Origin of the sequence: Devosia sp. (assembly GCF_036676215.1) — a bacterium.
GTDB lineage: Bacteria > Pseudomonadota > Alphaproteobacteria > Rhizobiales > Devosiaceae > Devosia.
The window spans coordinates 23,902-37,413 of sequence record NZ_JAKFDJ010000154.1 but is presented as its reverse complement, the minus strand read 5'-3'; the positions used below and the strand labels follow the sequence as shown (position 1 = coordinate 37,413).

Here is a 13,512-nt window from a genome sequence, read left to right as displayed (position 1 = left end):
GGCCGCATTCTGGATCGCCATGGGCCTGGGCCATACCGTACCGACCGGACCGCAGAAGAAGGCTTCGGCCGCCGCCGGCCGCCGGGGCGTCGCCGCGCCGGTCGAGGAGGATGAGCCCGAGACCAACCCGATCGTCGATATCGCGCTCGGCGCCATGGTCCATATGGGCTATTCGTTGCGCACAGCCTTCCGCCGCGCCCGCGCCAGCCACGCCGAACGGCGTGCCGCCGACGCTGCCTCCTGGCGAGATGATGATGTCGAGCCCAGCCTTGATGGCCATTCGGCCGAACGCCGCGAGCCATCCGTGGCGCCCTCGGCGCGCCGCATCCATGCTCCTACCGAGCCCGCCTTCGATGATGCGCCTTCCATCTCGCCCCGCGTCAATGCGCGCCCCAGCTACGACGATACCGAGCTCGACTATCCCGACGAGGCCGACGACATTGCCTTCGTGCCCGATCTGCCCGTCGCTCCGGTCAGCCATCGCCAGCAGGGCGATTCGCGTTTCCATCCCGTCGATCCGGCCAAGCCGCGCGTCGCCGCGCCCGCGCCGCGCCCGGCTCCGGGCCAGCGCATGCTGCGCGAGGCCCAGAGCTCCTTCCTCGACGAGCCAGGCGGGTTCGAGCTGCCGGCGCTGAGCCTTCTGGCCGAGCCGCGCCACAAGGGCCCCTCGCCCGAGCATGCGCCCGAGCGGCTGGAAGAAATGGCCCGCCAGCTTGAGGGCGTGCTGGAAGATTTCGGCGTCAAGGGCGACATCATCAATGTCCGCCCCGGCCCGGTCGTGACCCTGTTCGAACTCGAACCGGCGCCCGGGATCAAATCGTCCAGGGTCATCTCGTTGGCCGACGACATTGCCCGCTCGATGAGCGCCATCTCCGCCCGCGTCGCCGTGGTGCCGGGCCGCAATGCCATCGGTATCGAACTGCCCAACCAGAATCGCGAAACCGTCTATTTCCGCGAAATGCTGGCCAGCTCCGATTTCGAGAAGATGAAGGGCAAGCTCCCCATTTGCCTCGGCAAGACCATCGGCGGCGAGCCGGTGATCGCCGATCTGGCGCGCATGCCGCATCTGCTCATCGCCGGCACCACCGGCTCGGGCAAGTCGGTGGGCATCAACACCTTCATCCTCAGCCTGCTCTATCAGATGACGCCAGAGCAGTGCCGCATGATCATGATCGATCCCAAGATGCTCGAACTCAGCATCTATGACGGCATTCCCCATCTGCTGACCCCGGTCGTCACCGACCCGCAAAAGGCGGTGGTGGCGCTCAAATGGGCCGTGCGCGAGATGGAAGATCGCTATCGCAAGATGAGCAAGATCGGCGTCCGCAATATCGACGGCTTCAACCAGCGCGTCACCGAATCCAGGGCCAAGGGCGAAGTCATCACCCGCACGGTGCAGACCGGCTTTGACCGCGAAACCGGCGAAGCCATCTTCGAGAGCGAGCAGTTCGATCTCGAGCCCTTGCCCTATATCGTCGTCATCGTCGACGAAATGGCCGACCTGATGATGGTTGCCGGCAAGGACATCGAAGGCGCCATCCAGCGCCTGGCCCAGATGGCCCGTGCCGCCGGCATCCACATCATCACCGCCACCCAGCGCCCATCGGTCGACGTCATCACCGGCACCATCAAGGCCAACTTCCCAACCCGCATCTCCTTCATGGTCACCTCCAAGATCGATTCGCGCACCATCCTGGGCGAGCAGGGCGCCGAGCAGCTGCTGGGCAATGGCGATATGCTCTACATGGCCTCGGGCGGCCGCACCAAGCGCCTGCATGGCCCCTTCGTGTCCGATGCCGAAGTCGAGGCCGTGGTGGCCCATCTCAAGAGCCAGGGTCAGCCGGACTATCTCGATTCGATCACCGAGGAAGACGACGAGGGCGGCGAGTTCGGCGGCGACGGCGCTGCTGGCGACGACTATGCCGGCTCGGGCGACGAGCTCTATGACAAGGCCGTCCATATCGTGCTGAGCGACAAGAAGGCCTCCACCTCCTATGTGCAGCGGCGCCTCGCCATCGGCTACAACAAGGCCGCGACCCTCATCGAGCGCATGGAACGCGAGGGGGTCATCTCCCAGGCCAACCATGCCGGCAAGCGCGAGATCCTGGTGGGCTCAGACCCCTATTGATCGGCGCCAACCGCTATTGATGCCCGCTCCAGACCATCCCCGCGAAAGCGGGGATTGTTCTTTCTGCAGCAGCGGTTGCCGGCCCGTGACGGAACCACCTGTTGCCGCAATTGCTTTCTAGGTTAGCTTCAACAACGACCACCACCCGGGATCGATATTCCATGATTCGTCGCGATGCCCTGCTGCTCGGCCTTTCCGCCGCCTTTGCCCTCAGCGTTCCCGCCTGGGCGCTGGATCGGGCGCTGACGCCCGAGGAACAGCAGCTGATCACCGATATCGGCGCCCACAATTCGGCGATCCGCAGCATGGTCGGCCGGTTCCTGCAGATCGACACCAATGGCGGGCGCACCGAAGGCACCTTCTTCCTCGAGCGCCCCGACAAGATCGCCTTCCGCTATGCCCCGCCCAGCCGCGAGGAAATCGTCTCGATCGGCCGCGGTTTCTACGTGCTCAACCGGCGCGACGAGACCTATTACGCCTATCCGCAGGACTCGATCCCGCTGCGCCAGTTTCTCGGCGACGAGGTCGATCTGCTCAATGCCAATGTCGTCGAGGTCACCAATTCGGATGGCTATATGGCCATCACCGTGATCGACGAGACCATTGCCGGCACCGTGCAGGTCTCGCTGATCTTCGATACCGACAGCAAGGAACTGGCGCAGTGGAGCCTGGTCGAACCCAGCGGTGCCGAGCTGACCTTCTCGCTCTATGATGTGGAAAAGGACGTGGAGATCCCACGGGCCTTCTTCTCGATCCCGGCCAATTACAAGCCGCTCGAGCAGTAGCTATCCCACGAAATAAAGGGCGATGAGCCCCGCCGCGCCCACCACGATCCGCCACCAGGCGAAGGGCGCAAAGCCGTATCTGCTGACGAAGCCCAAGAGATACCGCACCACCAGGGCGCCGACAACGAAGGCGGCAGCAAAGCCAATGGCGACGTTGAGCGCAATGGAGGTGTCGATCAGGTCACGGCTCTTGTAGAGGTCGTAGCCGAAGGCGCCGACCATGATCGGCAGGGCGATGAAGAAGGTGAATTCCGCCGCGGCGCGCTTGGTGGCGCCAAACAGCATGCCGGCCACCACGGTCGAGCCCGAGCGGGACACGCCGGGGACGAGGCTCAGCATCTGGAACAGCCCGATGATCAGCGCGAGATGCCAGGGAAACTGGTAGATATCGTCATATTTTGGCTGCAGCGGCAGCCGGTCGACGATGAGCAGGATCACGCCACCGATCAGCAGGGTCCAGCAGATCACCGCCGCCGATTCCCAGAGATCGCCCTGGATAAAGTCGCGCAGCAGCACGCCCGCCACCACGGCCGGCAGACAGGCCAGCACCACCGCCAGCGCGAATTGCCAAGCATAGGTTTTGCCGGTCAGGGCGTCGCGGATCAGCATGCCCAATTTGGCGAAATAAACGGTGACGATGGCCAGTATGGCCCCCAGCTGGATCAGCACGATGAAGGTCGCGGGCTGGGTCAGCCCGAAGAAATGTCCCGCCAGCAACAGGTGCCCGGTGGAGCTGACTGGAAGGAATTCGGTAAGCCCTTCGAGAATTCCCAGGATCAGCGGCACAAAAAGACCTTGATCGGCGTTCATTTGATCCCCTAATTCAGTCCAGCGGGCCTACAGTGTCGGCAAGCTCTAGCGCGGTTCGCAGCGAGCGCCAAGCACAGCCCCCGCAGCGCCCTCAAAAAGAGACGAGCGTCCAAATGCCGAGCCTGATCCATCATCCACTCGACCCGTCCTCGCGCCTTATCCGCCTGATGTGCGCCGAATATGGCGTGCCGCTGGATATGGAGGAGATCAAGCCCTGGCTGCGCGATGCGCAATTGCTGGAAATCAACCCCGCCGCCACCCTGCCCATCCTGATCGGTGACAGCGACCAGCCGATCGTCGGTATCCTGGCGACCATTCAAACGGTCGAGGATCTCTATACGCCCAGCGCGGTGGCCGGCCTCATCCCGGCCGAGCCGGGACAGCGCGCCGAGATGTGGCGGCTGCTCGAATGGGTGATCTTCAAGCTCAATGACGAAGTCACCCGCTACGTGCTCGAGGAAAAGATCGTCAAGCGCGACCAGCGGGGCGCCACGCCCGATCCGGCCGTGCTGCGGGTGGCCAAGGCGAACCTGAACGAGCACATGCTCTACTTCAACTGGCTGTTCGCTACCCGGTCCTGGCTCGGCGGCGATGCGCTGACGCTGGCCGATTTCGCGCTGGCGGCGCATCTGTCGACGCTCGATTATCTGGGCGATATCGACTGGGGCAAGGCCGGCGAAACCCGCGACTGGTATTCCCGCATCAAGTCGCGGCCGGCCTTTCGCACCCTGCTCAACGACCGCGTCGTCGGCATGCCACCGCAAAAGGGCTATGCGGACCTCGATTTCTGAGCTGCCGCTTGGCGCGATAATGAGGGCTCATTGAACGCAGTACCGACATTGCCAGCCGAAAAACTCGTCGCCGAGCTGCGCGCCCGCGCGACGGCTTTGGGCTTTGACAGCTTCGGCATTGCCCCGGCCGACGCGCGGCCCGACCTGCCTGCCAAGCTCAATGCAGCATTGGCCGCCGGCTGGCATGGCGACATGGACTGGATGACCGAAACTGCAGAGCGGCGCGCCAGTCCCAATGGCATGTGGCCCGAAGCGAAATCGGTGATCCTGCTGGGCATCAATTACGGACCCGAGACCGATCCGCTGGCCATTCTGGGCGAGAAATCGCTCGGCTCCATTTCGGTCTATGCCCGCAATCGCGATTATCACGAGATAATCAAAGGCAAGCTGAAAGAAATAGCCGGGTTGCTTGCAAGAAAAACCGCAGCGGAAGTCAAGGTTTTCGTCGATACCGCGCCCCTGATGGAAAAACCCCTGGCCGAGGCGGCGGGGCTCGGCTGGCAGGGCAAGCATACCGTGCTGGTCAGCCGGGAATTCGGCTCCTGGCTGTTCCTGGGCGCCATCCTCACCTCTGCGGAATTACCGGGGGATAAGCCGCATGAGGAAAGCTGCGGCTCTTGCACAAAATGCCTCGATATCTGCCCCACCAATGCCTTTCCTGCGCCCTTCCAGCTCGATGCCCGCAGGTGCCTGGCCTACCTCACGGTCGAGCATAAGGGCCCGATTCCATTGGAGTTTCGGGCGCCGATGGGCAATCGCATCTATGGCTGCGACGATTGCCTGGCCGTCTGCCCCTGGAACAAGTTCGCCTCAATCAGCCGCGAGGCCCGGCTGCGGGCGCGACCCGAGCTGGAGCGGCCGGCTCTGGCCGAGCTGGTGCAGCTCGATGACGAGCGCTTCCGCGCGTTCTTCGCCGGCTCGCCCATCAAACGCATCGGGCTTGCGCGCTTCCTGCGTAACGTCTTGATCGCCATCGGCAATTCGGACGATGCAACGCTGCTCCCGCTGGTCGAGGCACGGCTCGAGGCCGAGGATGCGCTGGTGCGTGGCGCGGCGGTCTGGGCGCTGCGGCGGCTGGCGCCGGTGCGGGCCGCTGAACTCAGCCTTGCCTATCGGGCCAGGGAAAGCGATAGCTCGGTCATGGGTGAATGGACCGGGGATATCGCATGAACGCCTTCTTTTTCGGCCTCGGATTTTCATCCACCGCAGCTGCGATGCGCATGCGCGAGTCGGGACACTATGCTGACATCGGCGGCACCGTTCGCTCCGCCGAAAAGGCACAGCTGTTGCGCGTCAAAGGCCTCTCCGCCCATGTCTTCGACGGCACGGCGCCCGGCCCGACCCTGGGCCCCGACCTGCGGAAATCCAGCCATGTGATCTTTTCCATCGCCCCCGGCGAGGAGGGCGATCCGGCATTGCTCCATCACCGCGCCGATCTCGATGCGGCCGAGCACCTGCAGTGGCTCTGCTACTATTCCACAGTCGGGGTCTATGGGGATTTCGGCGGCGCCTGGATCGATGAGTCGGCGCCCCTCGTGCCGCGCAACGAGCGGAGCGACCGGCGCGTGCTGGCCGAGCAGGCATGGCGCGACTATGCCGCCGAGCGCGGGGTGAAGCTGACGATCCTGCGGCTGGCCGGCATCTACGGCCCCGGCCGTTCCACTTTCGACAAGCTGGCCGAGGGAACGTCGCGGCGCGTGGTCAAGCCCGGCCAGGTTTTCAACCGTATCCATGTCGACGATATCGGGCGGGTGACGGCGCTGGCCGCGGCGGCGCGGCTCGACGGCACGTTCAACCTCGGCGACGACGAACCGGCGCCGCCCCAGGAGGTGATCGCCCATGCTGCCGGCATGATGGGCGTCGAACCGCCACCCGAGATCGCCTTCGAGACGGCCGAGATGACGCCGATGCAGCGCAGTTTCTATACCGACAACAAGCGCGTTTCCAACGCCGCCATCAAGACGGCGCTGGGGATACAATTGCTCTATCCCACCTATCGGGAGGGGCTTGCCGCCATTTACGAGGAAACCCATCCGTGAGCGCACCCCAGCCAGCCAAGTCCGCACCGCAGCGCATCGTGCTCGAGGGCCGCTATGCGCGGCTCGAGCCGCTGGACAGCAAGCATGCGGCGGATTTGCACGCGGTCTCCACCATGCCTGGTGGCGCCGAGCGCTATCGCTGGCTGTTCACCGGTGCGCCAGAAAGCGTTGAGGAGATGGAAACGCGGATCGAGCAGGGCAAGGCCGTGTCGGACCCGAGCTATGTGGCTGTTATCGACAGAGCTAGCGGCAGGGCCGTGGGCCAGCAGGGCTGGATGCGCATCCGTCCCGAGCATGGTTCGATCGAGATTGGCGGCATCTATTGGGGCCTGCCCATGGCGCGGACGCCGCTAGCCACCGAGGCGCTCTTCCTTTTCGCCCGGCATGCCTTCGACGAGCTCGGCTATCGGCGCTTCGAATGGAAATGCAACAATCGCAACGAGCCGAGCAAGGCGGCGGCGACACGCTTCGGGTTTCAATTCGAAGGCGTGTTCCGGCAGGACATGATCATCAAGGGCGAGGGCCGCGACACAGCCTGGTTCTCGATCATCGACGGCGAATGGCCAGCCATGCGGGCGGAATATGAGCGGTGGCTGAGCCCGGACAATTTTGACGCGGATGGGGTGCAGAAGAGCAAGCTGAGGACGCGGTAGGGTTTCCTACCTCTCCCCCGAAGGGAGAGGTGACGACGGCCTAACCCTCAACCAGCCGCATGACCGCATCCTTCAGCCGCGCCAGGTCCTCGTCCCGGCTCAGCCGGTGATCGCCATCCGGAATCAGCGTCAGCGTCACCGGGTCATGCAGGATATGGGTCACCAGCTTGATGGCATGGGCCTGTGGCACGTCTTCGTCCTTGCCGCCCTGCAGGATGGTGACGGGGCAGCCGGTTTCGATGACCCCGCCGAACAGCAGATGCTGCTCGCCGTCTTCGATCAGCGCCCTGGTGATGCGATAGGGCGTGTCGGAATACGCGCTGGGCTGGTCGATATAGCCCTTGTTCTGCAGCGATTCATGCTCCAGCGGGGTGAAGCCGGGCAGCATGAGGTCATGGGTCATATCGGCCGCCGGCGCGATGAGCACCATGCCATAAGCGGGCGTGCCGCGGCGCAGCAGGGCGCGCGCCAGCAGCAGCGCCAGCCAGCCGCCCATCGAGGAACCCACGATGATCTGCGGCCCCTGCGTGCGGGCAAGGACCGCTTCGGCCTCCTCGAGCCAGCGGCTGATCGTCCCCAGATCGAAGTCCCCGCCGGATATTCCGTGGCCGGAATAATCGAAGCGAGTCACCGCCAGGCCCATCTCGGCGCCCAAAGCGTCCAGCGCCATGGCCTTGCTGCCCGCCATGTCCGAACGGAAGCCGCCCAGCCAGAAAATGCCGGGCGTCTTGCCGGCGCGTTGCGCAACGGCAATGTCACGCGTCGCGGCGCCCTCGCCAACAGGGATGCGGAAACTCTCGAGAGGTGATATGGACATGGCTGTCTTCCAAAGGCGGAAACGAGTCGTTAGCCACGCCACCGGGGATTGGCGATCGCGGCGTTTCAAAGGCGCAACTGGCCGGAATTTCTGGCAGTTTGCCAGTTGACTTATGGTCCGCGTAACACGATTTTATGCCCGCTTTCACCACCCGGCTCAATAACACAAGGATCCTTTGCCATTCGCCGTCCAATGAGACCAGTCGCGCCCCAGAAAGATGGGCCGCTCTCGAACGAAGATATCACCAGTGCCGATGTTCAACTCATCGATGCTGAAGGCGAAAACCGCGGGATCGTTAACACCCGCGAAGCGCTTACCGAAGCACAGGAACAGGGTCTCGACCTCGTCCTGATCTCTCCCAATGCTGTCCCGCCGGTCGCCAAGATGCTTGACCTCGGGCGCTTCAAGTATGCTGCCCAGAAGAAGGCGGCCGAGGCGCGCAAGAAGCAGAAGGTGATCGAGGTCAAGGAAGTTCAGCTTCGTCCCAACATCGACACGCACGACTATGAGACCAAGATGAAGGCCGTCGAGCGCTTCCTCGACGACGGCGACCGCGTCAAGGTAACCATGCGCTTCCGGGGCCGCGAAATGGCCCACCAGGAACTCGGCATGCAGCTGCTGATCAAGGTTCGCGAGCAGATGGACACCATTGCCAAGGTGGAAAGCCAGCCGCGCTCCGAAGGCCGTCAGATGGTCATGGTCCTGGCGCCCAAGTAAGGGCTGCTGGAATGAATTGAGAAAAGGCAGGTCCGTGGACCTGCCTTTTTGTTTTGCTGCGCTTGAAGAAGAATACCCCCACCTAGCCTCCCCCTGACAAGGGGGAGGGACAGATCGCGTTTGGGTGGGACGGACAGCATTCAGGCCGCCAGCTTGATCCAGCTTGGTGCAATGGCCGGGCCGTGGCCGAGGCCGTAGCCGAGGCGGATGTTGAGCATGCCGAGTGGTTCGATCAGTCGGGCGGCGTCGATGCCGCCGGTCTTTTCGACGGCGAAGCCGGACAGCTTGACCAGCGATTCGACGGCCGCGACGGCGGCCTCGTCATTGCCGGCGATGAAGACGGGGATGCCGGCTGTTTCACTGGCCGGGCGATCGAACAGGGCGGCGAAGATGGTGTTGTAGCCCTTGACCACGCGCGACGTAGGGGCGGCCTGCTGCAACTGTTCGGCGGCGGAAGTGGTGTGCCCAATGGTCAGGCCGGAGAAATCGGGCGTGATCGGGTTGGAGATGTCGAGGACCACCTTGCCGGCCAAAGCCGGGTTGGCGGCGGCCTCAAGGGCCAGGGCGAAGGGCAGCGCCAGGACGACGATGTCGGCCTTGGCGATAGCAGCGTCGCGATCGAGCACGGTGACGCCGGCCGGCAGGGTGGCGGCAAAGGCGGTGGCGGCGGCGCTGTCGCGGGCGGACAGGATAAGATCGGTCTTGCCGGCGAGGCGCTTGGCGAGGCCCTTGCCCATGTGGCCCAGGCCGATGATTGCGATTGTGGTCATTTGGAAATCTCCCGTTGGCTTGATGACCCTCATATGCACCGCCGCTATTGCAAAGAAAATTGCGTGGATAAGCGGTTCTGAATTGCATAATAGTATCGAATGGCCGATCTCGATGAACTCAGAACCCTCATCGCCGCGGCGCGCACCGGCAGCTTTGCCCGTGCGGCGCGGCAGCTCGACGTTTCGCCCGCCCTGGTGGGGCGGCGTATTGCGACGCTGGAGCAGCGCTACCGCATCAAGCTGATCGAGCGCACCACGCGGGCGCAGCGGTTGACCGAGCCGGGGCGGCAATTCCTGGAGCGGGCCGAGGCGGTGATCGCGGCGTCCGAAGCATTGGACGAGAGCATTGCGACCGAAGCCTTGAGCGGCCGCATCCGGCTGAGCGCGCCGACGACGCTCGGCATCAGGCGGCTGCCGGCCGTCATCGCGCGCTTTACCGCCGCCAATCCGGGCATCGTCTTCGAGATGAGCCTCAGCGACCGGCGGGTGGACCTCGTCGCCGAGGGTTTCGACCTGGCGGTGCGGGTCGGCAATCTGCCGTCATCCAGCATGATGGCGCGGCGCATCGGCACCTATCACTTCGTCTGCTGCGCCGCCCCGGCCTTTCTCGCGCGCCACGGCACGCCGCGCCACCCCGAGGAGCTGGAGCGCGCGCGCTGCATCCTCAATCTCAATATTGTGCCCCGCAACCGCTGGACCTTCCTCGATCCGGCGGGGCAGCCCCTGACCGTGGAAGTGGGCGGGGGCATCGAGATCGACAATGGCGAGGCGCAGCGGGCCATGGCCATCGGCGCGGCCGGTGTCGTCTATCTGCCGCGCGACCTGGTGGATGACGATCTGGCCGCGGGACGCCTCGTTCGCTTGCTGCCGGAATGGGACCTGCCGACGCTGCCGATCCACACCGTTCATCCCTCGCGGCATCTGGTGCCCCGGCGGGTCACGGCCTTCATCGATGCCGTGACGGATGCGTTCAAGACCATCACCGATGCGGGGGCGTGTCCTGCTGCGGACTTTGAGGGCGGGGCTTAGCGGCGGGACGGTTGGAGAGCGACTCGCATTTCACCTCTCCCTTTGGGGGAGAGGTGAAGAGGCTATTTCATAGCCGCGTCGACTTCGGCCGCCAGTGGAATGGCCGGCTGCGCGCCGGGCTTGAGACAGGCCAGGCTAGCCGCGACGGCGGCGCGCGTCATCGCCGCTTCGAGGTCAAGGCCCGCGTCGAGGCCCGCCGCGAGATAGCCGCAGAAGGTGTCGCCGGCGCCGACCGTATCGACCGGCTTGACCGGCATGGCGGGGACATGGATCAGCTTGCCATCGACCGCCGCCTTGGCGCCATCGGGTCCCAGCGTCACGATAACGGTCTGGTTGTGCTCCCGTGCCCAGTCCGTCATGGCGGCGTCGAGCTCTTCGATGCCGTGGCCGGTCAGTAGTTCGAACTCGGTCTCGTTGGCGACCAGGATCGAGGCCTTGGGGGCGAGGTCCGGCGTGGTGTCGAGATAGGGCGCGGTATTGAGGATCGAGACAAGGCCCCGGGCCCTGGCGATATCGAGCGCGCGCTCGGTGGCCGGCTGCGCGATTTCCTGCTGCAACATGACGATGCTGCCCTTGGGCAGGCTTGCCAGTGCCGCGTCAGCATCGGCCGGGGTGATGGTGGCATTGGCGCCGGGCAGCACGGCGATGCAGTTTTCGCCATGGGCATCGACGAAGATCATGGCCACGGCGGTGGCGCCCGGCGAGACCTTGAGCGCGGTTAGATCGACGCCGCCGGCGCGCAAGAGGGCCGTGGCCTCGGTGGCGAAGAGATCGTCGCCCACGGCGCCGACATGCTTGACCTGCGAGCCCGCGCGGCGGGCGGCCAGTGCCTGGTTGGAACCCTTGCCGCCCGGCGCGGTGGCAAAGACGCCGCCCAGCACGGTTTCGCCCGGTCCGGGCAGGCGCGGCACGGTGCCGATCTGGTCGAGTCCGGTGGAGCCAAAGACGGTGATCATGCGAGCATCTTTTCTATCGTGTTCCAGTTTCGCATCGTGTCGAGCGTGCCCTTGCCCAATTTGGCATAGAGCGGCTTCAGCACGTCTTCGACGCCCTCGGTATAGCGGCCATTGGGCTGGCGGTAGCCGGCGATATAGATGTCGCGGCGATCGATGCGCAGAATCTCGGTATGACCGGGACGGTCGTCCAGGCTCAACCCGGCCGGCAGGTTCTGGTCGAACATCAGCACGTGGCGGGTGACATCTGCCTTGGGGTCGAGCCTGGCAAAGGGGTGCCCCGCCAGCATGGCCTCGATCTCCTCGCCTGAGCGCAGCACCACGCCGACGGCAAAGCCGAAGCGGTCGGCCATGAGCTTTTCCAGGCGCGCCTTGAGTGCCGTAGCGCTGCCATCCGCGAGAAACCGCACATTGCCGCTGGCCAGCAGCGTCTTGACCGCCTCAAAGCCATCGGCTTCGAGGCATTCCCGCAGCTCGGCCATCTTCATCTGCCGCTTGCCCAGATTGATGCCGCGGAGAAAGGCCAGCCAGACGCCCATCATGCCTTCCCCTTGCCCTGAGGATAGATGGTCTCGCCCTTTTCCAGCATTTCGACGAAGGCGGCGATCTTCCGGGCGCGGGCGGCGGGTGTCTTGAGATTGATGGTGCGAAAGGTCAGGGAAAAGCGGTTCTGGGCGCTGAGCGTACGGTAGAATTCAGTCGCGGCGGGGCTGGCCTCGATGGCGGCCAGCAGGTCCTCGGGCGCGTCCATCGTGGTGCCATAGGCGGCGTCCCAGCGGCCGTCGGCTTTGGCAAGATCGACATGGCGGAGGCCATGTTCGGTCATCCGGCCCTCCGCGATCAGCCGCGCGACATTGTCCTTGTTGACCTGGCTCCAGAGGCTCTTCCGGCCTCGATGGGTATAGCGCTGCACGAAGGACACATCGTCCCAGCTCTTGCGGATGGCGTCGATCCAGCCCCAACACAGCACCACGTTGATCGCCTCGACCGGCGTGATGGTCGGCCTGCCGCTGGCTTTCTTGAAGATGCGGATCCACACCTCGTCTTCGCTGTCGTGATGGGCGGCGAGCCAGTCATAGAAGGCTTGCTTGTCGGCAAATTCCCGGACCTTGTCGGTATCGACGACGACCGGCGCCATCTAGACCTCCACAACGCCGGCGTCGGCCAGAATGACCTCGAGCTGCGGATCGAGCTGTTCGGCTGACGGCAACTGGATGCCGAAGGAGTCCGACAGCACTTCGCGCATCTCCGCAACGCTGGTGAGCAACCGGCTCTCCGCTGGCTGGCCTTCGGCGTGGATGGTCAGGCGATTGTTGCGCAGCGCCAGCCGCCTGCCGCTGGGCGAAAGTGCCACGCGCAGCTCCCGGCGGAAGGCCGATGCCGGGTCGGTGGAAAGAAAGAGATTGGACGGGGCATAGTCCGCTTCGGTCCTTTCGGTCGTGTCGAAGGCGTAGAGGACCTTCCAGTCCTCGCCGATCCTGGCTTCCAGCCGCCATTCGGGTTCGCCCCCGGTAAGGCGGAACGTTTCGTGCGGGGTCGCCTGCTCCGCATCGGCCTTGAGCCGGAGCGGCGCCGTCAGCGTCATGCCGCCGAAGCCGACATCGGCAATATAGGTGACGCCGCTGATATCGACGGCCAGCAGCATGTGGTGGGGAGGCACGTCCGTGGCCTCGGGATTGTTCCACAACACCCTTGCGGCCAGCCCGCGCACGGTAAAATCCAGCTCGCGCAGCACCGCCATCAGCAGCAGGTTATGCTCATAGCAATAGCCGCCGCGCCGCTCGGTCAGCAGCTTCTTTTCGATGCTCGGCAGGTCGAGATCGACAGGCAGGCCGAGCAGCGGATTGAGATTTTCGAAGGCAATCGCCGCTGGATGCAGCGCGTGGATCGTTTCGAGTGTCGCCAAGGTCGGGGCGATTGATCCAGCAAAGCCGATTCGCTCGAAATAGGCTTTGAGATTGACCTTTTGGCTCATTGGCCGCCCTTGCCGTAGTTTCCGTTCGGCCGGCAATATGGGCGA

Annotated in this window: 15 protein-coding genes; 8 read left to right on the top strand and 7 right to left on the bottom strand. The window is 64.5% G+C overall.

The annotated features are described in order from the left end of the window. Both V6M52_RS13325 and V6M52_RS13320 read left to right on the top strand, forming a co-directional pair. Positions 1 to 2,128 (top strand): DNA translocase FtsK (locus V6M52_RS13325; protein ID WP_332701369.1); only part of this gene is annotated, 2,128 nt, incomplete at its 5' end. A 161-nt stretch (positions 2,129 to 2,289) separates the two neighbouring features. Then, positions 2,290 to 2,913 (top strand): LolA family protein, encoded by a 624-nt coding sequence (locus V6M52_RS13320; RefSeq protein ID WP_332701368.1) that lies wholly within the window; start codon positions 2,290 to 2,292, stop codon positions 2,911 to 2,913. Here the strand turns inward: V6M52_RS13320 and V6M52_RS13315 are convergent, their stop codons facing one another. After that, positions 2,914 to 3,723, bottom strand: coding sequence for an undecaprenyl-diphosphate phosphatase (locus V6M52_RS13315; protein ID WP_332701367.1), 810 nt, complete (start codon positions 3,721 to 3,723; stop codon positions 2,914 to 2,916). Between the two features lie 113 nt (positions 3,724 to 3,836). Here V6M52_RS13315 and V6M52_RS13310 point away from each other — a divergent pair, with 113 nt between their 5' ends. The 4 genes from V6M52_RS13310 to V6M52_RS13295 are packed head-to-tail and all read left to right on the top strand — an operon-like array spanning position 3,837 to position 7,206. After that, positions 3,837 to 4,514: a glutathione S-transferase family protein gene (locus V6M52_RS13310; RefSeq protein ID WP_332691968.1), complete on the top strand. Its 678-nt coding sequence runs from the start codon at positions 3,837 to 3,839 to the stop codon at positions 4,512 to 4,514. Between the two features lie 30 nt (positions 4,515 to 4,544). Next, positions 4,545 to 5,684: a tRNA epoxyqueuosine(34) reductase QueG gene (queG, locus tag V6M52_RS13305; RefSeq protein WP_332691965.1), complete on the top strand. Its 1,140-nt coding sequence runs from the start codon at positions 4,545 to 4,547 to the stop codon at positions 5,682 to 5,684. Further along, positions 5,681 to 6,553, top strand: coding sequence for an SDR family oxidoreductase (locus V6M52_RS13300; RefSeq protein WP_332691963.1), 873 nt, complete (start codon positions 5,681 to 5,683; stop codon positions 6,551 to 6,553). Before queG ends, V6M52_RS13300 begins: the two co-directional genes overlap by 4 nt. Further along, on the top strand, positions 6,550 to 7,206 hold the full coding sequence (locus V6M52_RS13295) for a GNAT family N-acetyltransferase (protein ID WP_332691960.1): 657 nt from the start codon (positions 6,550 to 6,552) through the stop codon (positions 7,204 to 7,206). Before V6M52_RS13300 ends, V6M52_RS13295 begins: the two co-directional genes overlap by 4 nt. Positions 7,207 to 7,246: 40 nt before the next feature. Here the strand turns inward: V6M52_RS13295 and V6M52_RS13290 are convergent, their stop codons facing one another. After that, entirely contained in the window at positions 7,247 to 8,023 is a 777-nt protein-coding gene (locus V6M52_RS13290) for an alpha/beta hydrolase (RefSeq protein ID WP_332701366.1), read from the bottom strand. 180 nt (positions 8,024 to 8,203) lie between these two features. Between V6M52_RS13290 and infC the strand changes: the two genes are divergently transcribed. Then, positions 8,204 to 8,740 (top strand): translation initiation factor IF-3, encoded by a 537-nt coding sequence (infC, locus tag V6M52_RS13285; RefSeq protein WP_332691995.1) that lies wholly within the window; start codon positions 8,204 to 8,206, stop codon positions 8,738 to 8,740. A 140-nt stretch (positions 8,741 to 8,880) separates the two neighbouring features. Here the strand turns inward: infC and V6M52_RS13280 are convergent, their stop codons facing one another. Next, entirely contained in the window at positions 8,881 to 9,510 is a 630-nt protein-coding gene (locus V6M52_RS13280) for an NADPH-dependent F420 reductase (protein ID WP_332701365.1), read from the bottom strand. A gap of 99 nt (positions 9,511 to 9,609) precedes the next feature. Between V6M52_RS13280 and V6M52_RS13275 the strand changes: the two genes are divergently transcribed. Then, positions 9,610 to 10,539 carry a LysR family transcriptional regulator gene (locus V6M52_RS13275; protein WP_332691952.1) on the top strand — a complete coding sequence of 310 codons (930 nt, stop codon included), beginning with the start codon at positions 9,610 to 9,612 and terminating at the stop codon, positions 10,537 to 10,539. A gap of 62 nt (positions 10,540 to 10,601) precedes the next feature. Here V6M52_RS13275 and V6M52_RS13270 read toward each other — a convergent pair whose 3' ends face one another. From V6M52_RS13270 to V6M52_RS13255, 4 genes are read right to left on the bottom strand one after another with little or no spacing between them, the layout of a single operon-like run. Beyond that, on the bottom strand, positions 10,602 to 11,495 hold the full coding sequence (locus V6M52_RS13270; protein WP_332701364.1) for a ribokinase: 894 nt from the start codon (positions 11,493 to 11,495) through the stop codon (positions 10,602 to 10,604). Then, complete coding sequence (locus V6M52_RS13265; RefSeq protein WP_332701363.1) at positions 11,492 to 12,034, bottom strand: DUF1697 domain-containing protein; 543 nt, start codon at positions 12,032 to 12,034, stop codon at positions 11,492 to 11,494. The genes V6M52_RS13270 and V6M52_RS13265 overlap by 4 nt, the downstream gene beginning before the upstream one ends. Then, entirely contained in the window at positions 12,031 to 12,630 is a 600-nt protein-coding gene (locus V6M52_RS13260) for a YdeI/OmpD-associated family protein (protein WP_332687671.1), read from the bottom strand. The genes V6M52_RS13265 and V6M52_RS13260 overlap by 4 nt, the downstream gene beginning before the upstream one ends. Further along, a complete protein-coding gene (locus tag V6M52_RS13255) occupies positions 12,631 to 13,467 on the bottom strand; it encodes an arylamine N-acetyltransferase family protein (RefSeq protein WP_332701362.1) in 837 nt (278 codons plus the stop codon). Positions 13,468 to 13,512 lie beyond the last annotated feature (45 nt).